Raw genomic sequence first — 26,522 nt, forward strand, 5'->3', positions numbered from 1 at the left:
AGTCGGTTAACGCGAAAAAGTTTCAGCAAGTTCGACGAGGGTGCGCGCGCCGAAGCCCGTGGCGCCCGCGACGACCTCCTCGTAGACCTTCTCCGAACGGGCCGGGCCCGCGATGTCGAGGTGCGCCCAGCGCACGTCGCCCGCGAACTTCTGCAGGAACAGCGCCGCCGTGATGCCACCGGGGCCGGGCGGGCACTGCCGGTAGTCCGCGATCTCGCTGTCCACGGCCTCGACGTGCTCCTCCAGCAGCGGCATCCGCCACCAGCGCTCGCCCACCCGCTCGCCCGCGTCGGCCACGGCCCGCGCCAGCGTCGCGTCCGGGGTGAACAGGCCGCCCGTGCGCAGGCCGAGCGACACCTTCATCGCGCCGGTCAGCGTGGCCACGTCGACCAACAGGTCCGGCTTGAGGTCGCGCACCGCGTAGGCCATCGCGTCGGCGAGCACCATGCGGCCCTCGGCGTCGGTGTTCTGCACCTCGGTCGTCGCGCCGCCGTAGTGCCGCACGACGTCACCGGGGCGGTACGCCGAGCCGGAGATGTGGTTCTCGGCACACGGCACCAGGCCGGTGACCCTGATCGGCAGCCCGCGCCGGGCCACGGCCAGCAGCGCGGAGATCACCGCTGCGCCGCCGGCCATGTCGGTGCGCATGAGGTGCATGCCGTCGGCCGGCTTCACCGAGATGCCGCCGGTGTCGAACGTGATGCCCTTGCCGACGAACACCAGGTGCGGGCCCTGGCCGCTGTCGTAGGTCAGCTCCAGCAGCCGCGGCGGGCGGGCCGATCCGCCACCGACGGCGAGCACGCCGCCGAAGCCCTGCTGCGCCAGCCACTTCTCGTCGCGGACGACGGCGGACAGCCCCGGCACCTTCTCGGCCAGCCTGGCGGCGGTCGTGGCGAGCCAGCGCGGGTCCTTCACGTTGGAGGGCGTGTTCGCGAGGTCCCTGGTCAGGGCGGTCGCGGTCGCGAGGGCGTGCGCCTTCAGCGCGGCCGAGGTCAGCACCTCCTCGAAGCCCTGGTCGGGCGTGACCAGCCGCAGCGAGCCGACCCGTGCGGGCGCGTCCTCGCCGGTGACCTTGAAGCGGTAGCCGCCCAGCGCCGCGCCCAGCACGAACGCCCGCACCCCGTCGGCGTCGAAGTCGGCGGTCAGCAGCACGTCGGCGGTCTTGGGAGCGTCGTCACCGCTCAACGCGCGCACGAGCGCCGCACCGGCCGTGCGGTAGTCGCTCAGCGACCCGGTGCCGACGCCGAGCGTCCAGGTGCCGGAGGAGCGGTGCCGGACCGCCTCACCGGCCTTGCCCGTCAGGTCGGCCGTGTCGAGGTCGTCGCCGCCCGGTCCCAGCGCCGGCCCGGTGCCCACGAGGACGACCGGCGGCACGCCGCGCCGGGCGGTGGTCGCCACCTCCACGTCGACGAGCTTGGTTGGCACTGACGGAACCGTCGACCCCACGACCCAGACCTCTCCCTATGCAGCAAAGACCGCTCATTCTCACCCAACGCGGGAACAAGCGATGCCCCGGTCTCCACTGTGGAAACCGGGGCCGTGGTGCTTCTCTCGCCGGGTGCCTCAGCCGGCGGCGGCCTTCAGCGCGTCGCCCAAGGCGCTGGCCTCGTCCGCCGACATCTCGACGACGAGGCGCCCACCACCCTCGAGCGGCACGCGCATGACGATGCCGCGTCCCTCCTTGGTGACCTCGAGGGGACCGTCGCCGGTCCGGGGCTTCATGGCCGCCATCGCGTGCTCCCTCCGTCAACTCTTCCCCGTCCGGCCAGGCCGGATCTGCTCCATTCTCCCCTATCGCGACTTGAGCGCGAAACCGAACCGATCTTTTGGCGAGTCCCGGCCACAGTTGTGGATCTTCATTTGTCCCTGGTCAGTCGCTGGATTGACGACCGCGCAACACTTTCGGCACAGCCCGGCGCGGCGTGACAGACTCAACAGGGTGCGAGCCAGATCCGCGCTCTTCGACGTCTACGGCGGCCACCTGCGCGAACGCGGTGGTGCCGCCACCATCGCCGCCCTCGTCCGGTTGCTGGAACCGCTGGGCTTCGCCGCGCCCGCCGTCCGCACGGCCGTGTCGCGCACGGTCCGGCAGGGCTGGCTGCACCCCGTGCGGCTGCCCGACGGGCCGGGATACGCGATGACACCTCGCGGGGAACGACGGCTCGACGAGGCCGCTGCCCGCATCTACCGCACCCGGCCGTCCACGTGGGACGGTCGCTGGCACGTCGTGGTGCTGGAGGAGATGCCCGGCCGCGACTCGCGCGACCACCTGGCCTCGGAGCTGCAGCTGCTCGGCTACGGCGCGCTCGGGCCCGTGACGTGGATCGCACCCCGGCCCTCGCCGGAGCTGACCGACGTGCTGGCCGCCGAGGAGGTTTCCGCACGAACTTTTCACGGTTCACACGACGGTGCGGACGCCGAGCTGGCGGCGAAGGCCTGGGACCTGGCCGAGCTCGGCCGCGACTACGCCGCGTTCGTGGCCCATTGGCAGCCGATCGTGTCCGTTGTGGACGATTCGGGCGGCACGAACGGCGCCGCGGCGTTCGCCGCCTCCCAGCAGCTGCTGCACGCCTGGCGGAAGTTCCTGTTCCGCGATCCCGGTCTTCCTGCTGAACTGTTGCCGGAGGACTGGCCGGGCCAGCGGGCAGGGTCGTTCTTCGACGAACAGACGCTGCGGCTGGCACCGGGCGCGAGCCGCTTCGTCGACGAGTGCCTGCGGCCGGTCCGCAACGTTTCCACTGCTTGATGGAGGTCCCGAGTGTCCGAGCTCCTCGTCGACGACGCTGACGGAGTGCGCACGTTCACGTTCAACCGCCCCGAGTCGTTCAACGCCTTCACCACGGCGCTGAAGGTGGCGTTCCTCGACGCGCTGAAGGAGGCGGCGGCCGACCCGTCGGTGCGCGCGGTGGTGATCACGGGTGCGGGCCGGGCGTTCTGCGCGGGCCAGGACCTCAAGGAGCACATCGGGTTGCTGCAGGCCGGTGACCCCGCGCCGCTGAGCACGGTGGAGGAGCATTACAACCCGATCGTGCGGGAGCTGATCGGCATGCCGAAGCCGGTGATCGCGGCGGTCAACGGCAGCGCGGCCGGTGCGGGCGCGTCGTTCGCCTACGCGGCCGACCTGCGGATCGCGGGCAGGTCGGCGAAGTTCCTGATGGCGTTCGCGAACGTCGGCCTGACCGCCGACTCCGGTGCCTCGTGGACGTTGCCGCGGCTGATCGGCCACGGCCGCGCGATGGAGATGATGCTGCTGGCCCAGCCGGTCGGCGCCGAGGAGGCGCTGCGGATCGGCATGGTCAACCAGGTCGTGCCGGACGAGGAGCTGCTGTCGACGGCACACCTGCTCGCCGCGAAGCTCGCCGCCGGTCCGACGACGGCCTACGCGAAGATCAAGGAAGCGCTCGCCGCGGCCGCGGACGGCACGCTGGAGGACGCCCTGGAGGCCGAGCGCCGCACCCAGGCCGACTGCGGCGCGACCCAGGACCACCGCGAGGCCGTGGACGCGTTCGTGAACAAGCGCGCCCCGGAGTTCATCGGCCGCTGACCCCGGGAGGGTCCGCGGGCACCGCCGGACCGGTGGTGCCCGCGAACGGCCTCAGGCGGTAGCGCGGAAGCAGGTCGCGATGTGGTCGTCGACCATGCCGGTGGCCTGCATCAGCGCGTAGCAGGTGGTGGGGCCGAGGAACTTGAACCCGCGGCGCTTCAGCTCCTTGGCCATCGCCTTGGACTCCTCGGTGATCGCGGGGACGTCGGTGATCGTCGCGGGGCGCACGTGCTCGGCCGGTGCGAACGACCACAGCAGCGCGTCGAGGTCGAGGTCCTGCTCGGCGATCACGCGGGCGTTGTGCACCGCCGCGTCGATCTTCAGCCGGTTGCGGACGATGCCGGTGTCGGCCATCAGCCGTTCCACGTCGGCCGGCCCGAACTCGGCGACCCGCTCCGGGTCGAAGTCGGCGAACGCCGCGCGGAACGCGGGGCGCTTGCGCAGGATCGTGATCCACGACAGCCCGGACTGGAACGCCTCCAGCGACATCCGCTCGTAGAGCTCGTTCGTGCCGTGCAGCTCGACGCCCCACTCGGTGTCGTGGTAGGCGACGTAGTCCGGGGTGGAGTTGCCCCACGGACAGCGCTCAAGCTCGGTCACTGCTGCTCTCCAGCTCCCGCACGCGCTCCCGCAGCGTCTCGACCTCGGTCGCGAGCCGCTGCAGGACCCAGTCGACCTCGCTCATCTTGTAGCCGCGGAACACCTGCTGGAACTTCAGCTCGCGGACGTGCTCCGCGGTGATGTCGTCCGCGGGCAGCCTCGTCGGCGAGGCACCGGGCGGCAGCGGGGCGAGCTCCTCGCCGCGCCCGAACACCAACGCCGCGAGCAGGAACACGACTGCCGCGACGGCCACCATCACGATCAGATAGATCAGGGCGTTGGTCACGCGACGATCGTGGCACAGCTCAGGCAGCAGCGAGCGAGCAGACCGAGCCGGACGATCACCGTCCAGGTGATCAGGCTGACGATGCTCATCGGCAGCGACTGCAGCAGCCGGGACGGGTCGAGGTGCGCGGTGGCCGCGATGATCGCGGCGTTGCCCAGCAGCACCACCCCCACCGCGGCCAGTGCGATGGCCGCGCCGACCCTGGCCAGCAGCCTCGTGTCGTACCTGCGCGCCACGGCCCGGCCGAGCACGAGCGCGGCCAGCGCGACGCCCGACGCCACCCCGCTGGCCAGGTCGTTCGCCTTGGCGACGAACAGGTACCACTGCGGTGGCATCGTGCCGAAGTCCTGCCACGGCCCGATGAGCAGCATCCGGCCGTATTCCCACGCCATGTGCATCAACGGCAGCACGACCGCGAGCCAGATGAGCGTTCTCGTGCCGTAGGCGACGGCGAGCTCGGCCTGGTACTCGTTCGCGATCTCCTTGACCGGTCCGAACTCGGTGACGGCGCGCTGCTGCGCCTCCTGCTCGGTGAGCCCGCGGCCCAGGTGCGCCTCGGTGGCGTCGGCCAGGCTGTCGCGGGTCTCCGTCAGCAGGTCGCGCACCTGCTTCTTCGAGCCCTGCAGCCGTGACCCGAGCTCGGTCACGTACCGCTCGATCACGTCTCCCCCGATCACGTCTGCGCCCACCTGCCACCTCCCAGCACGCCCTCGATGACCGTCGTGAACTCCCGCCACGCGCTGCGCTCGGCCAGCAACGCCTTCTGCCCCGCCGACGTGAGCCTGTAGGTGCGGCGCTTGCGACCGCCGACCGTGCTCCAGTCGCTGGTGACGTGGCCCGCGCGCTCCAGCCGCCGCAGCGCCGGGTAGACCGTGCCGGTGGGCAGGTCCAGTGCACCGCCGCTGAGCTGCTGCAACGCCTCGATGATCGCGTAGCCGTGCAGCTGCCTGCCGTCGAGCGTCGCGAGCAGCAACGCGTCCAGGTGGCCACGCAGCGCGTCGGGCTTCATGAGTAGTGACTCTACTGATGCCGGGGGTCGGGGAAGCCCTGAGATGTCCCTGATATCGCGGGAGATCGGGCTTTATGTAGACACGCTACGCATACCGTGCCTACCTATGAGCGCAGCAGACCTCGCCCGCGTCCAGTTCGCGGTGACGACCTCGTTCCACTTCCTGTTCGTGCTGCTCACGCTCGGCCTGGTGACGCTACTGGTGATCATGCAGACCCGGTACGCGATCACCGGCGCGCCGGTGCACGAGCGGATGACGCGGTTCTGGGGCCGCGTCTACGTGATCAACTACGCGCTGGGGATCGTCACCGGCATCGTGATGGAGTTCCAGTTCGGCCTCAACTGGTCGGGCCTCGCGACCTACGCGGGTGACGTGTTCGGGGCGCCACTCGCGCTGGAGACGCTGGTCGCGTTCTTCCTGGAGTCGACGTTCCTCGGCCTGTGGATCTTCGGCTGGGGCAAGCTCAACCGGTGGGTGCACCTCAGCCTGCTCTGGCTGACGGCGCTCACGGCGTTCGCGTCGGCGTTCTGGATCATGGCGGCGAACGGGTTCCTGCAGCACCCCGTCGGCTACCGGGTCGAGGGGAACGTGCTGCGGCTGGACGACTTCTCCGCGCTGCTGACCAACCCCACGTTCACGTCGGCGTTCCCGCACGTGGTCTTCGCGTCGATCACGGCCGGCGGCGTGTTCGTGACCGGGGTGTCGGCGTACCACTTCATCCGGCGCACCGCCGAGACCGACTTCTTCCGCCGGTCGCTGCGGCTGGGCGTGGTCACCACGGCGCTGGCCACGCCGTCGCTGATCGGGGCCGGTTTCGCGCAGTTCCCGGTGATCGGGACGTACCAGCCGGGCAAGGCCGAGGCCGCGCACTGGCTCGGGGCGCCACTCGGGTTCATGATCATCATCGGCATGGCGCTGACGACGGCCAGCTGGCTCACGCTGCCGCTGCTGATCAGGGACGCGGTGGTGCGCCTGCGGTTCCCGTTGTACCTCATGGTGATCGGCATTCCGCTGCCGTTCGCGGCGGCCGTCTTCGGCTGGCTCTTCCGCGAGGTCGGCCGGCAGCCGTGGCTGGTGTACGGGCTGCTGCGGACGGAGGACGCGCTGTCGCATGTGGACGCTGACCGGATCCTGTTGTCGCTCATCGTGTTCACGTCGTTGTTCGCACTGCTGGCCGTCATCGACTGGGCGTTGATCGCACGTGCGGTCCGCCGCGGTCCGGACACGACGCCGGCCCCGGTCTCCCCGTTGGTGGTGACGCTGTGATGGAAACGCTCTGGCTCGTCGTGCTCGGCACGCTGACCGCCGGCTACTTCGCCCTGGCCGGGTTCGACTACGGCACCGGGCTGCTGCTCCCGTTCCGCGGACGGACGGCGGCGCTGCACCGGATGACACCGTTCTTCCTCGGCAACGAGGTGTGGCTGGTGGCCGCGATCGGAGTGCTGTTCGCGGCGTTCCCCCGGCTTGAGGGAGAGCTGCTTTCCGGCGCGCACAGCACGTTCACGCTCGTGCTGGCCGGACTGGTGCTGTTCATGGCCGCGGTGCAGCTGCGGTTGTGGTGGTGGCTGGTGTTCACCGGCGCGCTGGCGGTGTCGGTGGGCTGGGGGCTGTTCCTCGCGCACCTGCTCGACGCGCCGTGGCCGGTGGCGCTGGTCATGCCGGTGCTGTTCGCCGTGCACGGGTGGGTGTTCCAGACGCGGCGGTGGACGGTGTTCCCGCTGACCGCGCTCGCGGCGGCATTGCCGATCCCGCTGGCGTTCAGCCGCATCGACACGACCGGACTGATGGCGCACGCCGACACGCTCGGCCTGCTCGCGTGGGTCGCGGTCCCGATCATCCCGCTGGTGGTGCTGGTGCAATGGTCGATCGTCGCCATCTCCTCGCGCTGATCCCGGTCCCGTTCCTGGTCCTGGCGCAGGCCGAGCTGCTCGCGTCGGTGCTTGTCGGCGGCACCGGGTTGTCGTTGCTGTGCCTGGTGATCGGCCTGCGGGTGCTCGTGTGGTGGGGGCACCGGGCGTGGGCGCACCGGGCGGCCGAACGCACCCGCACCCGGCTGCGGGAGGCCTTCCTGCGCACACCGGGCACCAGAGCGGGCGAGGTCGCGACGCTGGTCACGCGGGGCGTGCACGACGTCACGCCGTACGTCGTCGGGTACCTGCCGCAGCAGGTCCTCGCGGTCACCGTGCCGCTGGCGGTCGTGGTCAGGCTGGCGTTCGCGGACCTCACGGCGGCGCTGACGATCCTCGTGACGCTGCCGCTGCTCCCGGTCTTCGGTGCGCTGGTCGGTGCGCACACCCGCGAGCGGACCGCGCGGCAGTGGGACGCGCTGGCCGCACTCGGCGGGCACTTCCTGGACGTGGTCAAGGGCATCGGCACGCTGCGGGCCTTCGGGCGGGCACAGGCGCAGTCGGCCACGGTCCGCGAGCTGGCCGCGCGGCACCTGGCCGAGACGATGTCGGCGCTGCGGGTGGCGTTCCTGTCGGCGTTCGTGCTGGAGCTGGTGGCCACGATGTCCGTGGCGCTGGTCGCGGTGCCGGTCGGGCTGCGGCTGCTCGGCGGCGGCGTGCCGCTGCACACCGCGCTGCTCGTGCTCTTCCTCGCGCCGGAAGCGTTTCTGCCGTTGCGTGCCGCCGGGGCGCAGTACCACGCGAGCGCGCAGGGGCGTGAGGTGCTGACCAAGGTTCCGGCGCCCGTCGGCCACACCGGCCTGACGCCGCCGGACCTGGCGCGGGCCGAGATCGTGTTCGACGACGTGAGCGTGCGCAGCCTGCGGAACTTCTCGCTGCGGATCGAGCCCGGCGAACGGGTGGCGCTGGTCGGCCCGAGCGGGGCGGGCAAGAGCACGGTCCTGGGGCTGCTGCTGGGGTTCGTGCGGCCCGACACCGGCCGGGTCCTGGTCGGCGGCGTGGACCTGCGCGAGATCGACCGCGACCAGTGGCTGGCGGCGCTGGCGTGGGTGCCGCAGCGGCCGACGCTCGTACCCCCGAACCTCTCGTCCGGCGAACGGCAGCGGGTCGCGCTCGCCACCGCGCTCGACCGGCGGCAGGCCGGGCTGTTCCTGCTGGACGAACCGACCGCGCACCTCGACGCGGAGACGGAGGCGCTCGTGCTGGAAGCCACGAGGGAGTTCACGAAGGGCCGCACCGCCGTGATCGTGGCGCACCGGCCGGCGCTGCTGCGCGAGGTCACGAGGGTGGTGGCGGTGTGAAGCTCGCGGTCCTCGTCGGCACGCTCGCCGAACTGGCCGGTGTCGGCCTGACCGCCACGGCGACCTGGCTGGTCGTGCGGGCCGCCGAGCACCCGCCGGTGCAGGCGCTGACCGTCGCGATCGTCGCCGTGCGCACGCTCGCGCTGGCCAAGGGCGCGTTGCGCTACCTGGAACGCCTGACCAGCCACCGGGCCGTGCTCGGCGAGGCCGTCGAGCTGCGCGGCCGGGTCTACGACGAGTTGGCGAACCGCACGCACGTCCCGTCCGGCACCGCGCTCACCCGGATCGTCACGAACGTCGACCAGCACCTCGACGCCCGGCTCCGCACGACGCTGCCGTGGCTCACCGCCGCGCTGACCGGCGCGGTCGTGGCCGCGGTCTCCGGGTTCTCGCTGCCGCTGGTCGCCGGTCTGCTGATCAACCTCGCCCTGCTCCCCTGGCTCGCCACGCGCACGCGGGAGGACCTCACGCCGTTGCGCGCCCGGCTCACCGAGCAGGCCACCGAACTGGTCCACAGCCGTGAGGAGCTGATCGCGCACGGCCTGTTCGCCGACCGGCTCGCCCAGGCCACCACGACCGCGAAGGCGTTGTCCCGCAAGGAACGCACCCGCGACCTGACACCGTTCGCGATCGCCGTCCAGTTCGGCGCGGCGCTGCTGGTGCTCGCGCAGCACGAACCCGCGTGGCTGGTCCTGGCCGCCATCGCGGTGTTCGAGCTCACCGTCCCGCTCGCCGCACTGGCCAGACCGGCCCCGGAGCCGACCGGCGAACCGGAACCGGCCGAGGTGCACGACATCCCGGTCCTGCACGGCAGAACGGCGATCGTCGGCCCGAGCGGGTCGGGCAAGACCACGCTGCTCAACGCCATCGCCCACCGGCTCGAACCCAGCGGGGGCGCGCTGGCCGACGCGCACGTCTTCCACACCACGGTCCGCACCAACGTCCTGCTGGCCAAACCCGGTGCCACGCAGGAGGAGCTCGACCGGGCCGCGCGGATCACCGAGCTGGACCTCGACTGGGACCGGGTCGTCGGCGAGCGCGGCGAGGAGATCTCCGGCGGCCAGCGGCAGCGCCTGGTCCTCACCCGGTCGGTGCTCGCACACCCCGAGGTGCTGCTGCTGGACGAACCGACGGAGGGCCTCGACCCGAGGCAGGCCGACCGCGTGCTGCGCCAGGTCCTCGACGACTGCGGCGGCACGGCGCTCGTCGTGACCCACCGCGAGGAGCAGCTAGCGCTCTTCGACCACGTGCACCATCGGGGGCCGGTCGGCGACGAGCACATCGGCCGAGTCGGGTAGCCACTCGCCGTCGACCTGCACGAACTGCGTCAACGGCCCGGACTCCAGCGGCACCCCGCAGCGGGCCAGCGCGGTGCCCATGATCTGCGCGGACATCACGCCGAGCTGCAGCAGCGACCGGTTGCGGTGCTTGCGCACCCCCAGGTTCACCTGCGCGAGCGCCGGCAGCCCGTAGATCCGGTGCGCGTCCAGCAGCAGCCCGATCTCCACGCCGTAGCCCGCGGCGAACGGCACGGACTCCAGGAAGGACCGGGTGGCCGCGTACTCGCCGCCCAGCGGCTGCACCACGCCGGACAGCTCCGGCCGCAGCGTGTTCAGCAACGGCCGTGCCACCAGCTCGGTGACCCGTCCGCCGCCCGTGCTCTCCAACCGCAAGGGCCGCCGGTAGAAACCCTTCACCAGGTGCACGTCGTCGTGCAGCAGCAACGGTCCCAGCAACGCCGTCACGAACGCCGTCTCCGGGTCGACCAGGTCGGAGTCGAGGAAGACGACCAGGTCACCGGTGGTCGCGGCCAGCGACCGCCACAGCACCTCGCCCTTGCCGGGCACCGGTTCCAGCCACGGCACGACGTCCTCGCGGGACACCACCCGCGCGCCCGCCGCCGCGGCCACCTCGGCGGTCCGGTCGGTGGAGCCGGAGTCCACCACGACCAGCTCGTCCACCAGCGTCCCGAGCAACGGCCGCACGACCGCGACGACGGCGCCGACGGTCTCCTCCTCGTCCAGCGCCGGCAGGACCACCGACACGGTCCGGCCGCGCTTCAACGCCACCAGCTCGCCGGCCGTCCAGGACGGCTGCTGCCAGGTGTGCGTGCCGAACCAGTCCTCCACCACGGGCAGCATCAGGCGAGCGCCCGCACGGCCCTGGCGGGCGGGCGGGTTCCCGTCACGCTCGCGACCATCTCCACGACCTTCCTCGCCTGCCGCACGTCCGCCGCCCGCACCGCGCGGGCTCCGGACAGCGCGGCCACCGTCGCCGCCGCGAGGGTGAAGTCCTCGTCCCCCGGCGGAATCGTCACCACGTCCACCGTTTCGCTGAGCGACGGCAGCTCCAGCTCGCCCTCGAACTCGACGACGTCGGCGCCGTCGGCGACGGCCTGGTCCACCGCGTCGGCGCTGGTCAGGTGTGCGACGACCAGGACGCGGTCTTCCGGCAGCTCACTGACGCGGAATCGGTTCACGCCACCCAGCGTAAACAGTGACCTGACTCACAGCTTCTTGCTACCCATGAGTAGCTCTCTGCTTTACTCCCGAGTAGCAACCCTGTGTGATCTACGTCATGGTCAAGGAGGACCAGCGTGCGACGATCACTTGTTCTGGTCCTGGTACTCCTCGCGACCCTGCTCGGTGCCCCTGTGGCCGACGCGGCTCCCGGACACCAGATCTCGTACAAGTCCATCCCCGGCGTCGGCGGCACCGCCCTCAAGGCGTTCGTCATCGAGCCGACCGGTCAGGGCCCCGGCCCGTTCCCGCTGCTCGTCATGCCGTCCAGCTGGGCGGTCCCCAACATCGAGTACGTCGGCGCGGCGGCCAAGCTCGCCAAGGAGTCCGGCTACGTCGTGGTGAGCTACACCAGCCGCGGCTTCTGGGACTCCGGCGGCGAGATCGACATCGCCGGTCCGGAGACCGTCGGTGACGTCAGCTCGGTCATCGACTGGGCCATCGCCCACGCCCACGCCGACGCCACGAAGGTCGGCGTCGCCGGGATCTCCTACGGCGCCGGGCAGTCGTTGCTCGCCGCCGCGAACGACCGGCGGATCAAGGCGGCCGCGGCGCTGAGCACGTGGACCGACCTGGCCCGCTCGCTGTACCCGAACAGCACCGTGAACAATCAGGCCGTCGAGGTGCTGCTCGCCGCGGGCCACGCCACCGGGCGGCCGGGACCCGTTCTGCTGGAGGCGGAGGACGCCTACCGCGACGGCCGGTTCTCCGAGGTGGTGCCGATCTCCGCGGGCCGTTCGGCGGCCTCGAAGATCGAGCAGCTCAACGCCAACGGCACCGCCGTCCTGCTGGGCAACGCCTGGAACGACGGCATGTTCGCGCCCGGCCAGATCACCGACCTCTACTCCCGGCTGAGCGGCCCGAAACGGCTCATGCTGTCACCGGGCGACCACGCCACCGCCGAGCTGTTCGGCGCGGCGGGGCTGCCCAACGAGATCTGGGAGGCCACCGGCCGCTGGTTCGACCGGTACGTCAAGGGCACGGCCAACGGCGTCGACGCCGAGCAGCCGGTGCAGCTCAAGCCCAACAACGGCGGCCCGTGGCGGAAGTTCGGCGCGTGGCCGGACGGCGCCACCGACACGGTGCAGCTCGACGGCCGCAGGATCACCGCCGGGTGGAACACCGTCGCCGACAGCGGCACGATCCTGCTCTCCGGTGCGCTGCAAGGGTTCCTGAACATCCCGACCGGGGTGTCGCTGCCGCTGGTCGACCGCAACGTCGCCGGTGTGTGGAACGGGCCGCGGTATCCGGCCGGCGCGACCGTCGCGGGCACGCCGAGGCTGAAGCTCACGGTGACGCCCAGCGCGGAGACGACCACGTTGTTCGCCTACCTGTACGAGGTCGGCCCGCTCGGCCTGGGCGCGCTGGTCACGCACAAGCCGGTGAAGGTGACCGGCGCCGGGCGCACGCAGACGCTCGACGTGGCGCTGGAACCCACGCTGTGGAACGTCGCCGCGGGCAACCGGCTCGCGCTGGTGGTCGACACGGTGGACCCGCGCTACCTCAGCGAGTCGACCCGCGGCTCGACCGTCACGTTCGGACCGTCGAGCCTCACGGTTCCGAAGGGGTGAGAATGTCCGGGTGGACCTCACCCGGCAGCAGGTGCTCCGCCACCGGATCCATCAGCACGAGCTGGACCGGCGGGTCTCCGACGCGGCCGAGCTCGCGGTGTTCTCCCTGGGCGTCCAGGACAACACCGCCGGCTCGGCCCTGCTGAGCCTCGCCGCCCGGCTGACCACGCCCACCACCGGCGACTTCACCGTCACGTGGTCGGTGCGCGGTGCACCGCACCTGCACCGCGACGGTGAGCTGAAGGCGTTCGCCCGCGCGCTGTGGCCGTGGAGCGACGCCGACGCCCGTGCCCGCGCCTCCCGGCCCAAGGTCGACGACCTGCTGGCGGCGTTGAAGCACGTCGCCACGGCCATGCGGTCGATCGTCACGAAGCCGATGACCAAGGGCGACGTGAGCGCCGCGCTGACCCCGTTGGCTCCCAAACAGACCGTCGAGGACTGCCGGGGCTGCCGGACCGCGCACGTCAGCGACCCGATCTTCCGGCTCGCCGCGCTGCCCGCCGGTCTGCGGATCCTGCCGGAGTGCAAGACCGTGACGTTCGAACGCATCCACGGCTGGCCGGGCGTGCCGCGCAAGACGGCGGGCTTCGCCGAGCTGGTGCACCGGTACCTGACGCTGCACGGGCCGGCCGGACCGTCCGAAGTGGCCGCGTACTTCGGCACGACCGTGCGCGAGGTCAAGAAGAGGTGGCCCGACGACCTGGTCGAGGTGAGCGTCGAGGGCCGGCCGGCGTGGCTGCCGGACGGCCTGGAGATCGCCGACGCCGCACCGCCGGAGGTCAGGTTCCTGCCGCCGACCGATCCCTACCTGCAGGCGCGGGACCGCGACCTGCTGCTGCCGGACAAGGCCGCGCAGAAGGACGTCTTCCGCGTTCTGGGCCGCCGCGGCGCCGTGCTCGTGGACGGCGAGATCGCGGGCTCCTGGCAGGGCAGGGTGGTGTCCGGCAAGCGGTTCGAGGTGACGGTCACGCCGTACCGGCCGCTGCCCGACCTCCTGCCGGAGGCCCAGTTCCTGGCCCAGGTCAAGGGACTAGCGCAGGCAAGCGTCCAGAGCGACTGACACGTCGTCGGTCACGACGAGCGAGCCCAGCGCGGCGTGCGAGACGAAACCCTTGTCCCGCAGCTCGGTCAGCCACTCGACGAGTCCCTTGTAGTGGTTGTCGACGTCGAGCAGCACGACCGGCTTGGCGTGCATCCCCAGCACCCCGGCCGTCCACACCTCGAAGAACTCCTCCGCGGTGCCGATGCCGCCGGGCAGCGTTAGGAACGCGTCGGCCTTCTCGTCCATCATCCGCTTGCGCTCGCGCATGGTGTCCACGACGTGCAGCTCCGTCGAGTCCCTGTCGGCGATCTCCCTGGTGGCCAGGCCCTTCGGGATGACGCCGTACGTGCTCGCGCCACCGGCGCGCGCCTCACGGGCGACCGCGCCCATCATCGACGTCTGCCCGCCACCCCACACGAGGTTCCACCCGCGCGCGGCGATCTGCCGTCCCACCTCGGCGGCGAGGTCCACGTAGCTCTGGGGAACGGTGGCCAGACTGCCGCAGTACACAGCCACGTACATCAGTGTGCGTCCGCCCATGCCTGGTGTGCTTCCTTGACCACGCGCACCGCGTCGTCGATGTCGTCGGTGAGGTGCAGCAGCGCGAGGTCCTTCTCGCCGACCTTGCCGCTCTCCAGCACCGAGCTCTTGATCCAGTCGTACAGGCCCTGCCAGTAGCTCTTGCCGAACAGCACGACCGGGAACTTCGTGACCTTCTTCGTCTGCACCAGGGTCAGCGCCTCGAACAGCTCGTCGAGCGTGCCGAAACCACCGGGCAGGCAGATGAACGCCTGCGAGTACTTGATGAACATCGTCTTGCGCACGAAGAAGTAGCGGAAGTTCACGCCGAGGTCGACCCACGGGTTGAGCCCCTGCTCGAACGGCAGCTCGATGCCCAGCCCGATGGAGAACCCGCCGGCCTCGGAGCACCCGCGGTTGACCGCCTCCATGACACCGGGACCGCCACCGGTGATCGTCGCGAACCCGGCGTTCGCCAGCGCCGCACCGAGCTCGCGGCCGGTCTGGTACTCCGGGTGGTCCCGCCCGGTGCGCGCCGACCCGAACACCGTGACCGCGCTCGGCACCTCGGCGAGCGCGCCGAAGCCCTCGACGAACTCGGCCTGGATCCGCAGCACCCGCCACGGGTCGGTGTGCACCCAGTCCGAGTGCCCGCGCGAGTCGAGCAGGCGCTGGTCGGTGGTGGTGAGCTCGTCCCTGCGGCCACGGCGCAGCACGACCGGGCCGCGCTGTTTCTCCCTGGGGCGCTCGTCCACGACGCCGTTGTTCTTCTCTTCCGTCATCCAATGATCCTAATGATCAGGCCAGCAGAAAACGCTGAAGCACGTCGAAACAGCCGGTGATCTGTTGGACCGGCACGTTCTCCTGCTGGGTGTGCGCCAGCGTGGGGTCGCCGGGCCCGAAGTTGACCGCGGGCATGCCCAGCGCCGCGAACCGCGCCACGTCCGTCCACCCCAGCTTGGCCACCGGCGTGCCACCGGCCGCCGCCACGAGCTCCTGTGCCGCGGGGGCGTTCAGGCCCGGCAGCGCACCGGCCGCGAAGTCCGTGACCGTCACGTCGTAGCCCTCGAACACCTCGCGCAGGTGCTGTTCGGCCTGTGCCACCGAACGGTCCGGCGCGAACCGGTGGTTGACCGTGAGCACGGCCTCGTCCGGCACGACGTTGCCCGCGACCCCGCCGCTGATCTTCACCGCCTGCAGGCCCTCGTGGTAGCGGCAGCCGTCGATCTCGGGACGGCGCGGCTCGTAGGCCGCGAGCCGGCGCAGCGCCTCGCCCATGCCGTGGATCGCGTTCTCGCCCATCCACGCCCGCGCGGTGTGGGCGCGTTTCCCGGTCGTCCTGATCTCGATGCGCATGGTGCCCTGGCAGCCGGCCTCGACCGTGCCGTTGGACGGCTCGCAGACGATCGCGAGGTCTCCCCGCAGCCACTCCCCGAGGTCGCGCTCGATGCGGGTGAGCCCGTTGCGCTCGGCCTCGATCTCCTCGCAGTCGTAGAAGACGAACGTCAGGTCGTGGCGCGCGTCCCCGCTCAGGGCCGCGATCGCGAGCATGACCGCGTCGCCGCCCTTCATGTCCACGGTCCCGCAGCCGTGCAGGACGTCGCCCTCGCGCCGGCCGGGGAAGTTCTGGTTGACCGGCACGGTGTCGAGGTGCCCGGCGAGCACCACCCGCCGGTCCCTGCCGAGGTTCGTGCGCGCCAGCACCGCGTTGCCCGATCGGGTGATCTCCAGGTGCGGTGCGTGCAGCCGCAGCGACCGCTCGACCAGGTCCGCGATCTCGGCCTCCTCCCCGGACACGCTGCGCACATCCACCAGCGCGGCGGTGAGCTCGATCGGGTCGGCCAGCAGATCAAGGGTGTCGGACACGACCACCACCCTACTGTCGCCACTTGGGCGTTGGGCCGTTCGGCCGATAGCGTGCGGCGCGTGATCGAACGCACACTGCCCGTCATCGCGGTGCTGCTGATGACGACCGCGTGCGGTGAGCCCCCCGCGGCCTGCGACCGCCAGTGCGGCGAGATCAGGACGCTGTTCGCGGCCCCGTGCGGCTCCCAGCACAGCGGCACCCCCGCCGAGTGCGCCGCGTGGGTCGGCGAGGTGGGCACCATGACCCGCGCGCTGGACCGGTCGTTGCGCGGCAGGGAGGTCGAGCAGGGCGTCAGCGAGGTGCTGCCCCGCCTGATGAGGGCGGTCGGCGACTTCGAGGCTCAGCGGTGCGGCGAGGTGCGGGTGGACAACGTGTCCAGCACCGACGCCCGCCAGTGGAAGTGCAACGAGGCGTTGATCGCCACCCGCGGCGACCTCAGCTCGCTGTACTTCACCGCGGACGTCCCGGGCTAGCCGTTCGACGGCCGGTGATGTGAGCGGACTAGGCTGTGAGGCCGTGAGCACCGCATACGGCTTCGGAATCGCCACCGTGACCACGGACGGGACCGTCCTCGACACCTGGTTCCCCTCCCCCGAGCTCGGCGACACGCCCGACCTCGGCACCACCCGCGTGTCGTCCGCCGAGATCGCGGCGGCACTGGGCGAGGCCGCCGCCAAGCTGCTCGGCGAGGACCCGGAACGGGGCGTCGAGGTCGTCGGCGTCCGCGTGGCCGTCGACCTGGCGGCCGCACCGGCCGACACCTATGACGTCTGGCTGCGCCTGCACCTGCTCAGCCACCGCCTCGTCCAGCCGCACGGCGCGAACCTCGACGGCATCTTCGGCCTGCTCACGAACGTCGTGTGGACCAACCACGGGCCGTGCGCGGTCGACGGTTTCGAGCAGACCCGCGCCCGCCTGCGCGTCCGCGGCCCGGTGACCGTCTACGGCGTCGACAAGTTCCCGCGCATGGTCGACTACGTGGTCCCGTCCGGCGTCCGCATCGGCGACGCGGACCGGGTGCGCCTGGGCGCCCACCTCGCGGCCGGCACGACGGTCATGCACGAGGGCTTCGTGAACTTCAACGCCGGCACGCTCGGCAGCTCGATGGTCGAGGGCCGCATCTCCGGCGGTGTCGTGGTCGGTGACGGCTCCGACGTCGGCGGCGGCGCGTCGATCATGGGCACCCTGTCCGGCGGCGGCAAGCAGGTCATCTCGGTCGGCGAGCGCAACCTGCTGGGCGCGAACGCGGGCCTGGGCATCTCGCTCGGCGACGACTGCGTGGTCGAGGCGGGCCTCTACATCACGGCGGGCACGAAGGTGACGCTGCCCGACGGCACGGTCACGAAGGCCGTCGAGCTGAGCGGCCAGTCGAACCTGCTGTTCATCAGGGACTCCACGGACGGCGTGGTGAAGGTCAAGCCGCGCAAGGGCACGGGCGTCGAACTGAACGCCGCACTGCACGCGAACGACTGAGGTACGAACGCGGTGTCCGGGCCCGGTCTGCCCAGGCAGGCTGGGCCCGCGCCACCTCCACCGACCGGCCAGGGAGGTGCACGTGCTGAAACAGCGACTTGAGTTGAACGCTCGCGCCGCGATCGAACGTGCCCTGCAGGGCGCGCAGTCGGAGGACTCCTTCGTGGAGTTCAAGACCCAGTGGCCGGTCGACCACGGCAAGGCCGCCCGCCAGATCGCCGCCCTCTGCAACGCCGCACGCGGTTCCGAGGCGATGTGGGTCGTCGGCGTCGACGAGAAGGGCCGCTACGTCAAGGGCGCCCCCGCCGAGGAGCTGTCGAGCTGGTGGCCCAGGGTGGAGAGCCACTTCGACGGCGTCGCCCCCGGCCTCACCACGGTGGCGTTCGACTGGGCGCCACGGCGGACCGTCGTGGTGTTGTCGCTGCAGACCGACAACGCGCCGTACGTGTTCGTCACGAAGAAGGAGCCCTACAGCCGCGAGATCCCGTGGCGTTCCGGTGAACGCACGCGGTCGGCCCGCCGCGGCGAGATCCTGGAGCTGCTGATCCCCCGGCTGGAGATGCCGGGCTGGGAGTTCGTCAGCGCCCGCGCCACGCTCAGCCAGCACTCGCCGACGCTGCGGTTCGAGGGCGACCTCTACCTGGAGACCAACCAGCCGCTGAGCCTGCCGCACCACCGCTGCCACTCGTACGCCACGTACGGGCTGGACAGCGAGACGGTCGACCTGGCGTTCAGCTTCCGCACCAACAGCAGGGACGTGCGCGCGGTCGAGCGGGTCGTGCGGGTCGCGGAACCGGCCGTGCTCCACGTCAGCGCGGACGCCGACGTGGAGCTGGACGCGTTCCAGGACCTGTGGGACCTGCACTGGCACCTCGTGCTGGGCCTGGGCCTGAGCGGCGAGGAGATCGGCACGAGCGTCCGGCTCACGACGGACGCGGTGCCGCCCAACCAGTTCACGCGCCGGGTGTGGTCGGCACTGAAGCCTTGAGCCAGGAGCCCTGAAGCCAGGAGCCCTTGAGTCAGGAGCCCTGGTCAGGCCGTCAGCCGCTCCACGGCCGCCGCCACGCGCTCGTCGGTGGCCGTCAGCGCGATCCGCACGTGCCGCGCGCCGGCCGGGCCGTAGAACGTGCCCGGTGCGGCGAGGATGCCGCGGTCGGCGAGCCAGGAGATGGTCTCCCAGGCGTCCTCGTCGCGCGAGGACCACAGGTACAGGCCCGCCTCGGAGTGCGTCACGGTGAACCCGGCCGCCTCCAGCGCGGGCTTGAGAACCGAACGCCGGGCGAGGTAGCGGGCCCGTTGCTCAGCCACGTGCTCGTCGTCGTCCAGGGCGGCGCGCATGGCCTCCTGCACCGGCCGCGGCACGATCATGCCGGCGTGCTTGCGCAGCTCCAGCAGACCGGCGACCAGCTCGGGGTCGCCGAAGACGAACCCGGCCCGGTACCCGGCCAGCGAGGACGACTTCGACAGCGAGTGCACGGCGAGGACACCGTCGAAATCGTCCACGACGGACGGGTGCAGCACGGACACCGGCTCGGCGTCCCACGGCAGCGCGAGGTAGCACTCGTCCGACGCGACCACGGCCCCGGCCGCACGTGCGGCGGCGACGGCCGCGCGCAGCTGTTCGGTCGACAGGACACGGCCGGTCGGGTTCGACGGCGAGTTCAGCCACACCAGCTTCGTGCCGGCGGGCGGCGGCTCGTCGTCGGCGAGCCGGACGACCTCGGCACCAGCCAGCAGCGCGCCCACCTCGTAGGTCGGGTACGCCACGGCGGGCACGGCCACCACGTCGCCGGGACCGACGCCCAGCAGGGTCGGCAGCCACGCCACGAGCTCCTTGGAGCCGATGGTGGGCAGCACGGCGTCCGGCGAGAGCCCGGTGACGCCGTAGCGGCGCTCCACGGCCGCCACGAAGGCCGCACGCAGCTCGGGCGTGCCGTGGGTGGTCGGGTAGCCGGGGATGTCCGCGACGGACGACAGCGCGGACTGGATCACCGCGGGAACCGGGTCGACGGGTGTGCCGACCGACAGGTCGACCACACCGCCGGGGTGCTTGCGCGCCTTGGCGGCGTGGCCGGCCAGCGAGTCCCACGGGAAGTCCGGCAGTGCCGGACCCCGGCGGTTGATGATCAATGCCCCTCGGCCTGCGGCTCGAGCGCCTTGATGAACTGCGGGTCGTTGCTCACCTTGCCGACCTTCGAGGCGCCACCGGGCGAGCCCAGCTCGTCGAAGAAGTCGACGTTCGCCTTGGTGTAGTCCTTCCACTCGTCGGGGACGTCGTCCTCGTAGTAGATGGCTTCCACCGGGCAGACCGGCTCGCACGCACCGCAGTCGACGCACTCGTCGGGGTGGATGTAGAGCATCCGGTCGCCTTCGTAGATGCAGTCGACGGGGCACTCTTCGATGCACGCCTTGTCGAGCACGTCCACGCACGGCTGGGCGATCACATAGGTCACTGCGCTCTCCTGCTTCTCCCTGGTCCACACCGCGCAGCCGGAGAGTACGCGGCACGTTCGAGTATCACCCGGTCAGGCTTGCCTTAGCTGACTGGTGCGCCACGTCACACCACCCTTCCGGACCCGCGGTCCCCGACGAGGATGGCCCCGTGCACACCGTGGATCAACTGGAATCGCTCTGCGCCCGAGCATGGCCCGCACTGGCGGAAGAACCGCTCGGGGACTGGTCGATGCGCGCCGCCGCCGGCTTCACCGGCCGCGCGAACAGCACCCTCACCTGCGGAGATCCCGGAGTGCCGATCCCGCGGGCGTTGGCGGCCGCCGAGGAGTTCGCCCGCGCGCACGGCATCAAACCCACCGCACACGTCGTGCGCGACAGCGCTCACGAGCAGGCGATCGCCGACGCCGGCTGGCGGGTCGACCTCGACCACCCCGGCGGGGCGGAGTCGCTGGTCATGACGGGTCCACTGGCGAAGTTCGCGGACGGCACCGTGGAAAGTCGTGATCTTCCCGGATGGTGGGAACTGACGGCGGGATCCGAGGTCACGCCCGCGATCCGGCACGTGCTCGGCACCGGCCGCGTCTGCTTCGCGGGCGTCGAGGAGAACGGGACCGTCGTCGCGGCCGTGCGCGGCGCGGTCGTGCAGGACGTGCTGCACGTCGCCCGGCTCGCGGTGCGGCCGGAGCACCGCCGCCGCGGCCTCGCCACCCGGCTCATGGGCGGGCTGGCGGGCTGGGGACTGGCCGAGAGCGCCACGACGTGCGTGCTGCAGGTCGCCGAGCACAACACCGCGGCGATCCGGCTGTACGAGGAGCTCGGCTGCTCCGAGCACCACCGCTACCGCTACTGGGTGCCCGCGGTCTCGTAGCGGCCGGGCCGGTTGGCCGCGTTGCGCGCCATCGCCGCGCTCACGGCCACCGCACCGGGCAACGCGCCGCCGGCGATCAGCAGCAACGTGCGCCAGTCGCCCAGCAGGAAGCTGACGCCGTTGACCCGCCCCGGTTCGAGGTAGGCGATCCCGAAGATCGTGAAGAACCACACCAGCAGCGGCGCCGCGGCGGCGGACACCCGGTCCGACAGCGCCGCGGCCCACATGACCAGCACCGGGGTGCTGACCAGCGCCACCACGACCATGACCGGGAACGGCCACGCGCCCCAGTCGGGCAGCAGCGTCCCGTCGAAGCGGACGAGCAGGAAGAACACCTCCAGCACGGCGAGCGCCGCTGCCTCCAGGCACACGAGCAGCAGCAGGACCACTCGCCAGCTAGCGCTCACCCAGTCCTCCGAACAGGTCAGCGGCCGCGCCCTCCGCCGGTCCCTTGGCGAGCACGTAGTACTCGCTCCCGACCAGCGGCTGCGCGATGCCGTTCGACAACGCGTACCCCTCGTCCCACACACTGACCTGCGTCGAGTGCGCGCGCAACGCACGCCGCTTCGCGATCAGGTGCTCGGACACGTCGATCACGGTGGTGATGTCCTCGTCCGGCGTCACCGGCAGCTCGCCGGGCTCCGGCAGCCGGAACGCCTCCGGCACGTTCTCCAGGGCGCTGACGCCCGCGTCCGTGGCGTCGCGGGAGGTGACCGCGTAGAACACCCGCTCCACGTCGGAGACCTGCGCACAGGCCGCCATGGTGATCTCGTGCGCGCGGATGTGGTCCGGGTGGCCATACCCGCCGAACGCGTCGTAGCTGACGACGACCTGCGGCCTGACCTCGCGCAGGACCTCGGCGAGCTGGGCGGCCTGGTCCTCGACCGCGCCCTGGACGAACGCGCGCGGGTGGGCGTTGGAGGGCACGTCGACCATGCCCGAGTCACGCCAGCGGCCGATGCCGCCGAGGAAGCGGTGGTCGGTCACGCCCAGTGCGGCGCAGGCGGATCTCAGCTCCCCGACGCGGTAGCCACCGAGCTGGTCGGCCTCCGCGGCTGCCAGGCGCGCGAGTGCGGGCGGGATGATCTCCCCCTCCTCGCCCAGGGTGCACGTGACCACGGTGACATGGGCGCCGGCCGAGGCGTAGCGCGCAATGGTGCCGCCGGTCCACAGACTCTCGTCGTCTGGGTGGGCGTGCACGAAGAGCAACCGTGGTGGAGCGGTGAGCGTCACCAGAAAAGAGTAAAGCGGTGTATATGGCCCCTGCTCCGCAGGGGCGGCGAGATCGCCGGGAAGTCGGCCGTCCGCCCGAATCGCTCACGCCGAATTGGGCTTCGCCGAATTCGACGTGAGCGGTTGACCGGACGACCGACGCGATCTCGCGATTCCGTTGCCAGGGCACCGGAGTTCTAGACGACCGATTTTTCCTCAGCAAAGTGGCACGCGGACAGCGTTCCGTCCGGTGCTCCGCGCCGTACCAGCTTCGGTTCTTCGGTGGCGCAGATGTCCTGGGCCTTCCAGCACCGCGTGCGGAACCGGCAGCCCGACGGCGGGTTCACCGGCGACGGCACGTCACCGGTCAGCACGATCCGCTGACGCTTGCGCTCCTGCTTCGGGTCCGGCATCGGCACCGCGGACAGCAACGCCTGCGTGTACGGGTGCATCGGCCGGGTGTAGATCGCCTCGCGCTCGCCGATCTCGATGATCTTGCCGAGGTACATCACCGCGACCCGGTCCGAGATGTGCCGCACCACCGAGAGGTCGTGCGCGACGAACAGGTAGGCGAGGCCGAGCCGTTCCTGCAGCTCCTCCAGCAGGTTCACGACACCGGCCTGCACCGAGACGTCCAGCGCGGAGACCGGCTCGTCCAGCACCATGAAGCGCGGGTTGAGCGCCAGTGCTCGGGCGATGCCGATGCGCTGCCGCTGACCGCCGGAGAACTCGTGCGGGTAGCGGTTGCGGTGCTCGGGGTTGAGGCCCACGAGCTCCATCAGCTCGTTGACCCGGCGCTGCACGCCGCCCTCGACCCCGTGGATCACCAGCGGTTCCGCGATGATGTCGTTGACCTGCCACTTGGGGTTCAGCGACGCGTACGGGTCCTGGAAGACGATCTGGATGTCCTTGCGCAGCGGCCGGAGCTGCTTGTTGCTCATGGACGTCAGCTCGCGACCGTCGAACTTCACCGAGCCCGACGTCGGCTTGTGCAGCTGCAGGATCGCGCGTCCGGTGGTGGACTTGCCGCAGCCGGACTCGCCGACCAGGCCGAGCGTCTCGCCGGGGCTCAGCGAGAACGACACCCCGGAGACGGCCTGCACGGTGCCGGTGTTGCGGGGGATGATCCCCTTGCCGCGCACCGGGAACTCCTTGACGAGGTCGGTGACCTCCAGCAGCGGGGTGGTCACTTCGTCTCCTCGTCGAGCAGGGTGCCGTGCACGGCGGTCACTTCGAGCGACTCGTCCGGGTTCGCCACGGCGAAGGCCGCCGGGTTCTCCACGGTGCCGATCTCGTCGTGCAGGAACAACCGTTGCGGCTGCTCGTGGTTCGCCAGGTGTTCCCAGCGGTGGCAGCGGGTCCGGTGGTTCGGCTGCCCCGCCTCCTCCAGCTCCGGCTCCCACTCGTGGCACACGTCGGCGACCAGCGGGCAGCGCGGCGAGAACGAGCAGCCGGTCGGCAGGTTCACCAGCGACGGCGGCGTGCCCTTGATCGGGGTGAGCCGCTTGCCCAGCGTGGCCGGGTTGGGCACCGAGCCCAGCAGGCCCACGGTGTAGGGCATCCGCGGCCGTTCGAAGACGTCGTCGACCGGGCCGGACTCGACCACGGTGCCGCCGTACATCACCTGCACGCGGTTGACCATGCCGGCCACGACGCCGAGGTCGTGGGTGATCATGATGATCGCCGCGTCGGTCTCGGCCTGCAGCCGCAGCATGGTGTCGAGGATCTGCGCCTGCACCGTCACGTCGAGCGCGGTGGTCGGCTCGTCGGCGATGATCACGCTGGGGTCGTTGATGATCGCCATCGCGATCACCACGCGCTGCCGCATGCCGCCGGAGAACTCGTGCGGGTACTGCGCGGCCCGCTTGTCCGGCTGCGGGATCCCGACGAGCTCCAGGGCCTCGACCGCCTTGGCCCACGCCGCCTTCTTGGAGACGTCGTGGTGCGCGCGGTAGGTCTCGGCGAGCTGCCACCCCACGGTGTACACCGGGTTCAGCGAGGTCATCGGGTCCTGGAAGATCATCGAGATGTGCTTGCTGCGGAACGGCTGCATCTGCTTGTAGGTGCGGCCGTTGAGCTCCTGGCCGCGGTAGCGGATGGAGCCCTCGATCCTGGCGCTGTTCGGCAGCAGGCCCATGATCGCCATGGACGACACCGACTTGCCCGAGCCCGACTCGCCGACGATGCCCAGCACGTCACCGGAGTTGAGGTCGAACGACACGTTGCGCACGGCGCGGACGTCGCCGTCGTCGGTCGGGAAGGTGACCGACAGGTCCCTCACCGAGAGCAGCGGCGCGGTGGTGCTGTCGCCGGAGGGCAGGAGGTCCTCCGACACTGCGGGAACACTGGTCATGATCAGGCACGCACCTTCGTCTGCCTCGGGTCGAACGCGTCGCGCAGGCCGTCACCGATGAAGTTGACCGCCAGGGAGAGCGACACGAGCACGATGAACGGACCCCAGAAGAGCCAGGGCCGGTTCAGGAACTGCCCGTAGTTCTCCAGCACGATCACGCCGAGCGAGGTGTCCGGGGGCTGGACGCCCAGTCCCAGGAACGACAGCGCGGCCTCGGTGAGCACCGCCGCCGCGATCGCCAGCGTGGCGTTCACGGTGATGCTGCCGATCATGTTCGGCACCAGGTGCTTGAAGATGATGCGCGGGGTGGTGGCGCCGCACGCGCGGGCCGCCTCGATGAACTCCCGCTGCGCCAAGGACAGCGTCTCACCGCGGGTGATGCGGGCGATCTGCATCCACGCGAACGCGGCGAGCACCAGCGCGACGACGTACCAGCTGCCGGAGAAGCCCTTGACCACGATCGCGGCGACCGCGATCTGGGGGATGATCAGCAGCAGGTCGACCAGGCGCATCAGCGCCGTGTCCACGAACCCGCGCAGGTAGCCGGCGAGCGCGCCGAACGTGACGCCGATGGCGGTGGCGAGCGCCGCCACGATCAGCGCGATCTGCAGCGAGTAGCCGGTGCCGCGCATGAGCAGCGCGAGCATGTCCTTGCCGACCTGGGTGGTGCCGAGCGGGTGCGTGCCGCTCATCGGCTGGTAGGACTTGCTGGAGACGTCTTCGAAGTCGTAGGTCCAGATGAACGGGCCGAGGAAGGCGAAGAGCACCAGGAAGACGAACACGCCGAGGCTCACCATCGCGAGCCGGTGGCGCAGGAAGCGGCGGATGACGAGCTGGCCCTGGGTGCGGGTCTTCGCCGAGTCGAACTCGTGGGCGCTTGCCTCGGGTGCGCTGCTGACCACGCCGCCCTCGGACGCCAGGTTGATGTTAGCCAAGGCGAATCCTCGGGTCGAGGATGCCGTACACGACGTCGGCAACCAGGTTGAACAGCACGATCAGGGTCGCGGTGACGGCGAGCCAGCCCATCAGCATCGCGGGGTCGAACTGCCGCACGGAGTTCACCAGCAGCGTGCCCATGCCGGCCCAGCCGAACACCGTCTCGGTGATGATCGCGCCGGAGAGCACGGCACCGAAGTTCAGCGAGAACAGCGTGGCGACGGGGATGAGCGCGTTGCGGAACGCGTGCCGGAAGATCACCCGGCTCTGCGAGATGCCCTTCGCCCGCGCCGTGCGCACGAAGTCCGAGTGCAGGATCTCCAGCATGGAGGCCCGCTCGAACCGGCTGTAGGCGGCGAAGCTGATCAGCATCAGCGCGACCGTCGGCAACAGGAACGTGCCGGTGTACTTGAAGATCACGTCGCCGATGTCGCCGCTGAAGCCACCCGGCCGCGGGCCCGCGGTGGTCAGCCAGCGGTCCAGCCCCATCGACTCCAGGACGTTGTTGAACTGGATGCCGTAGTTCTTCACGATCACGGCGACGCAGAAGATCGGCATCGAGAACATGAGGAACGCGGTGCTGGTGGCGAGGTAGTCGAAGATCGAGTACTGCTTCACCGCCGCGAGCACGCCGACCGAGACACCCAGGGTGAGCGCGAGCAGCTCCGCCCCGATGACCAGCCGCCCGGTGGTCCACAGCGCGTCGGTGACCGCCGGGAAAACCGCTTGCTTCGCCTGGCCGAGTGCGATGCTCTGTCCCCAGTCACCGGACAGGAAGTCGGTGAGCCAGTTCCAGTAGCGGACGACGATCGGCTTGTCGAGACCGAGCGAGATCTCGGCGGCCTTGATGTCGGCCTCGGTGACGCCGGGGCGGAACCGCATCTCCGCCAGCGGGTTGCCCGCCGTCGCGACGAGGACGTAGCAGGCGAAGCTACCGATCAGCAGGATCGGTATGGATATGAGCAAACGACGAATGATGTAGCGAATCACGACAAGCTCCTGTTGGGCGGCACCCGGCTGCCGGGGGGTGAGGCCGGGCACGGGAACCCCGCAGCGCGGA

The 26,522-nt window shown here is 70.9% G+C and carries 31 protein-coding genes; 12 read left to right on the forward strand and 19 right to left on the reverse strand.

Annotation, left to right across the window (positions count from 1 at the left end; translation table 11 throughout):
• Positions 1–6 precede the first annotated feature (6 nt).
• Together ADL03_RS42825 and ADL03_RS46350 are read right to left on the reverse strand one after the other, a co-directional pair.
• The gene (locus ADL03_RS42825) at positions 7–1,425 is read right to left on the reverse strand and encodes a M17 family metallopeptidase (RefSeq protein ID WP_231642845.1); all 1,419 of its coding nucleotides are present in this window, start codon (positions 1,423–1,425) and stop codon (positions 7–9) included.
• Positions 1,426–1,563: 138 nt separating this feature from the next.
• Positions 1,564–1,731: a DUF3117 domain-containing protein gene (locus ADL03_RS46350; protein ID WP_065914675.1), complete on the reverse strand. Its 168-nt coding sequence runs from the start codon at positions 1,729–1,731 to the stop codon at positions 1,564–1,566.
• Between the two features lie 208 nt (positions 1,732–1,939).
• Between ADL03_RS46350 and ADL03_RS42830 the strand changes: the two genes are divergently transcribed.
• Positions 1,940–2,746: a PaaX family transcriptional regulator C-terminal domain-containing protein gene (locus ADL03_RS42830; RefSeq protein ID WP_053739399.1), complete on the forward strand. Its 807-nt coding sequence runs from the start codon at positions 1,940–1,942 to the stop codon at positions 2,744–2,746.
• Positions 2,747–2,758: 12 nt separating this feature from the next.
• Complete coding sequence (locus ADL03_RS42835; RefSeq protein WP_053739400.1) at positions 2,759–3,544, forward strand: enoyl-CoA hydratase-related protein; 786 nt, start codon at positions 2,759–2,761, stop codon at positions 3,542–3,544.
• A 51-nt stretch (positions 3,545–3,595) separates the two neighbouring features.
• Here the strand turns inward: ADL03_RS42835 and ADL03_RS42840 are convergent, their stop codons facing one another.
• The 4 genes from ADL03_RS42840 to ADL03_RS42855 are packed head-to-tail and all read right to left on the reverse strand — an operon-like array spanning position 3,596 to position 5,439.
• Positions 3,596–4,144 (reverse strand): DNA-3-methyladenine glycosylase I, encoded by a 549-nt coding sequence (locus ADL03_RS42840; RefSeq protein WP_053739401.1) that lies wholly within the window; start codon positions 4,142–4,144, stop codon positions 3,596–3,598.
• On the reverse strand, positions 4,131–4,430 hold the full coding sequence (locus ADL03_RS42845; RefSeq protein WP_053739402.1) for a DivIVA domain-containing protein: 300 nt from the start codon (positions 4,428–4,430) through the stop codon (positions 4,131–4,133). The genes ADL03_RS42840 and ADL03_RS42845 overlap by 14 nt, the downstream gene beginning before the upstream one ends.
• A complete protein-coding gene (locus ADL03_RS42850) occupies positions 4,427–5,119 on the reverse strand; it encodes a permease prefix domain 1-containing protein (protein WP_053739403.1) in 693 nt (230 codons plus the stop codon). The genes ADL03_RS42845 and ADL03_RS42850 overlap by 4 nt, the downstream gene beginning before the upstream one ends.
• Complete coding sequence (locus tag ADL03_RS42855) at positions 5,104–5,439, reverse strand: PadR family transcriptional regulator (protein WP_053739404.1); 336 nt, start codon at positions 5,437–5,439, stop codon at positions 5,104–5,106. The genes ADL03_RS42850 and ADL03_RS42855 overlap by 16 nt, the downstream gene beginning before the upstream one ends.
• A 106-nt stretch (positions 5,440–5,545) precedes the next feature.
• On the opposite strand from ADL03_RS42855, the gene ADL03_RS42860 reads away from it, so the two are divergent.
• Genes ADL03_RS42860 through ADL03_RS42875 form a run of 4 tightly spaced genes read left to right on the forward strand, consistent with a single transcriptional unit; the run spans position 5,546 to position 9,946 of the window.
• On the forward strand, positions 5,546–6,706 hold the full coding sequence (locus ADL03_RS42860) for a cytochrome ubiquinol oxidase subunit I (protein WP_053739405.1): 1,161 nt from the start codon (positions 5,546–5,548) through the stop codon (positions 6,704–6,706).
• Complete coding sequence (locus ADL03_RS42865) at positions 6,706–7,329, forward strand: cytochrome d ubiquinol oxidase subunit II (RefSeq protein WP_053739406.1); 624 nt, start codon at positions 6,706–6,708, stop codon at positions 7,327–7,329. The genes ADL03_RS42860 and ADL03_RS42865 overlap by 1 nt, the downstream gene beginning before the upstream one ends.
• The gene (locus tag ADL03_RS42870) at positions 7,299–8,648 is read left to right on the forward strand and encodes an ABC transporter ATP-binding protein/permease (protein WP_053739407.1); all 1,350 of its coding nucleotides are present in this window, start codon (positions 7,299–7,301) and stop codon (positions 8,646–8,648) included. The genes ADL03_RS42865 and ADL03_RS42870 overlap by 31 nt, the downstream gene beginning before the upstream one ends.
• Positions 8,645–9,946 carry an amino acid ABC transporter ATP-binding/permease protein gene (locus ADL03_RS42875; RefSeq protein WP_053739408.1) on the forward strand — a complete coding sequence of 434 codons (1,302 nt, stop codon included), beginning with the start codon at positions 8,645–8,647 and terminating at the stop codon, positions 9,944–9,946. The genes ADL03_RS42870 and ADL03_RS42875 overlap by 4 nt, the downstream gene beginning before the upstream one ends.
• On the opposite strand, the gene ADL03_RS42880 is transcribed toward ADL03_RS42875, so the two are convergent.
• Together ADL03_RS42880 and ADL03_RS42885 are read right to left on the reverse strand one after the other, a co-directional pair.
• Complete coding sequence (locus ADL03_RS42880) at positions 9,878–10,789, reverse strand: glucosyl-3-phosphoglycerate synthase (RefSeq protein WP_053739409.1); 912 nt, start codon at positions 10,787–10,789, stop codon at positions 9,878–9,880. The two genes, ADL03_RS42875 and ADL03_RS42880, sit on opposite strands and share 69 nt — an antisense overlap.
• Positions 10,789–11,127: a hypothetical protein gene (locus ADL03_RS42885; protein WP_053739410.1), complete on the reverse strand. Its 339-nt coding sequence runs from the start codon at positions 11,125–11,127 to the stop codon at positions 10,789–10,791. The genes ADL03_RS42880 and ADL03_RS42885 overlap by 1 nt, the downstream gene beginning before the upstream one ends.
• Before the next feature lie 117 nt (positions 11,128–11,244).
• Between ADL03_RS42885 and ADL03_RS42890 the strand changes: the two genes are divergently transcribed.
• On the forward strand, positions 11,245–12,738 hold the full coding sequence (locus ADL03_RS42890; protein WP_053739411.1) for a CocE/NonD family hydrolase: 1,494 nt from the start codon (positions 11,245–11,247) through the stop codon (positions 12,736–12,738).
• A 10-nt stretch (positions 12,739–12,748) separates the two neighbouring features.
• On the forward strand, positions 12,749–13,798 hold the full coding sequence (locus tag ADL03_RS42895; protein WP_053739412.1) for a winged helix DNA-binding domain-containing protein: 1,050 nt from the start codon (positions 12,749–12,751) through the stop codon (positions 13,796–13,798).
• Here the strand turns inward: ADL03_RS42895 and ADL03_RS42900 are convergent.
• From ADL03_RS42900 to dapE, 3 genes are read right to left on the reverse strand one after another with little or no spacing between them, the layout of a single operon-like run.
• Positions 13,769–14,320 (reverse strand): TIGR00730 family Rossman fold protein, encoded by a 552-nt coding sequence (locus tag ADL03_RS42900; RefSeq protein WP_053739413.1) that lies wholly within the window; start codon positions 14,318–14,320, stop codon positions 13,769–13,771. The genes ADL03_RS42895 and ADL03_RS42900 overlap by 30 nt on opposite strands.
• Entirely contained in the window at positions 14,302–15,081 is a 780-nt protein-coding gene (locus ADL03_RS42905) for a TIGR00730 family Rossman fold protein (RefSeq protein WP_053739414.1), read from the reverse strand. Before ADL03_RS42905 ends, ADL03_RS42900 begins: the two co-directional genes overlap by 19 nt.
• Positions 15,082–15,097: 16 nt before the next feature.
• The gene (gene dapE, locus ADL03_RS42910; RefSeq protein WP_053739526.1) at positions 15,098–16,165 is read right to left on the reverse strand and encodes a succinyl-diaminopimelate desuccinylase; all 1,068 of its coding nucleotides are present in this window, start codon (positions 16,163–16,165) and stop codon (positions 15,098–15,100) included.
• A gap of 60 nt (positions 16,166–16,225) precedes the next feature.
• On the opposite strand from dapE, the gene ADL03_RS42915 reads away from it, so the two are divergent.
• The 3 genes from ADL03_RS42915 (at position 16,226) to ADL03_RS42925 (ending at position 18,627) form a co-directional block, all read left to right on the forward strand.
• Entirely contained in the window at positions 16,226–16,639 is a 414-nt protein-coding gene (locus tag ADL03_RS42915; RefSeq protein WP_053739415.1) for a hypothetical protein, read from the forward strand.
• A 43-nt stretch (positions 16,640–16,682) separates the two neighbouring features.
• The gene (gene dapD, locus ADL03_RS42920) at positions 16,683–17,639 is read left to right on the forward strand and encodes a 2,3,4,5-tetrahydropyridine-2,6-dicarboxylate N-succinyltransferase (RefSeq protein WP_197289148.1); all 957 of its coding nucleotides are present in this window, start codon (positions 16,683–16,685) and stop codon (positions 17,637–17,639) included.
• A gap of 82 nt (positions 17,640–17,721) precedes the next feature.
• Positions 17,722–18,627 carry a hypothetical protein gene (locus tag ADL03_RS42925; RefSeq protein WP_157529770.1) on the forward strand — a complete coding sequence of 302 codons (906 nt, stop codon included), beginning with the start codon at positions 17,722–17,724 and terminating at the stop codon, positions 18,625–18,627.
• 44 nt (positions 18,628–18,671) lie between these two features.
• On the opposite strand, the gene dapC is transcribed toward ADL03_RS42925, so the two are convergent.
• Both dapC and fdxA read right to left on the reverse strand, forming a co-directional pair.
• Entirely contained in the window at positions 18,672–19,769 is a 1,098-nt protein-coding gene (gene dapC / locus ADL03_RS42930) for a succinyldiaminopimelate transaminase (protein WP_369809091.1), read from the reverse strand.
• The gene (gene fdxA, locus ADL03_RS42935) at positions 19,766–20,092 is read right to left on the reverse strand and encodes a ferredoxin (RefSeq protein WP_053739418.1); all 327 of its coding nucleotides are present in this window, start codon (positions 20,090–20,092) and stop codon (positions 19,766–19,768) included. The genes dapC and fdxA overlap by 4 nt, the downstream gene beginning before the upstream one ends.
• Before the next feature lie 158 nt (positions 20,093–20,250).
• Between fdxA and ADL03_RS42940 the strand changes: the two genes are divergently transcribed.
• Positions 20,251–20,961, forward strand: coding sequence for a GNAT family N-acetyltransferase (locus ADL03_RS42940; protein ID WP_197289149.1), 711 nt, complete (start codon positions 20,251–20,253; stop codon positions 20,959–20,961).
• Here the strand turns inward: ADL03_RS42940 and ADL03_RS42945 are convergent.
• The 6 genes from ADL03_RS42945 to ADL03_RS42970 form a co-directional block, all read right to left on the reverse strand.
• Positions 20,937–21,368, reverse strand: a complete 432-nt coding sequence (locus ADL03_RS42945; RefSeq protein ID WP_053739420.1) for a hypothetical protein — start codon at positions 21,366–21,368, stop codon at positions 20,937–20,939. The genes ADL03_RS42940 and ADL03_RS42945 overlap by 25 nt on opposite strands.
• Positions 21,358–22,194 carry an N-acetyl-1-D-myo-inositol-2-amino-2-deoxy-alpha-D-glucopyranoside deacetylase gene (gene mshB / locus ADL03_RS42950; protein WP_053739421.1) on the reverse strand — a complete coding sequence of 279 codons (837 nt, stop codon included), beginning with the start codon at positions 22,192–22,194 and terminating at the stop codon, positions 21,358–21,360. The genes ADL03_RS42945 and mshB overlap by 11 nt, the downstream gene beginning before the upstream one ends.
• A 176-nt stretch (positions 22,195–22,370) precedes the next feature.
• Positions 22,371–23,363: an ABC transporter ATP-binding protein gene (locus ADL03_RS42955; RefSeq protein ID WP_053739422.1), complete on the reverse strand. Its 993-nt coding sequence runs from the start codon at positions 23,361–23,363 to the stop codon at positions 22,371–22,373.
• Positions 23,360–24,526, reverse strand: coding sequence for an ABC transporter ATP-binding protein (locus ADL03_RS42960; RefSeq protein WP_053739423.1), 1,167 nt, complete (start codon positions 24,524–24,526; stop codon positions 23,360–23,362). The genes ADL03_RS42955 and ADL03_RS42960 overlap by 4 nt, the downstream gene beginning before the upstream one ends.
• Positions 24,527–24,528: 2 nt before the next feature.
• Positions 24,529–25,461, reverse strand: a complete 933-nt coding sequence (locus ADL03_RS42965) for an ABC transporter permease (protein ID WP_053739424.1) — start codon at positions 25,459–25,461, stop codon at positions 24,529–24,531.
• Positions 25,454–26,503 carry an ABC transporter permease gene (locus ADL03_RS42970; RefSeq protein WP_053739425.1) on the reverse strand — a complete coding sequence of 350 codons (1,050 nt, stop codon included), beginning with the start codon at positions 26,501–26,503 and terminating at the stop codon, positions 25,454–25,456. The genes ADL03_RS42965 and ADL03_RS42970 overlap by 8 nt, the downstream gene beginning before the upstream one ends.
• Positions 26,504–26,522: the final 19 nt, after the last annotated feature.

The organism is Nocardia sp. NRRL S-836 (assembly GCF_001279525.1).
In the GTDB taxonomy this organism is placed as follows: domain Bacteria; phylum Actinomycetota; class Actinomycetes; order Mycobacteriales; family Pseudonocardiaceae; genus Lentzea.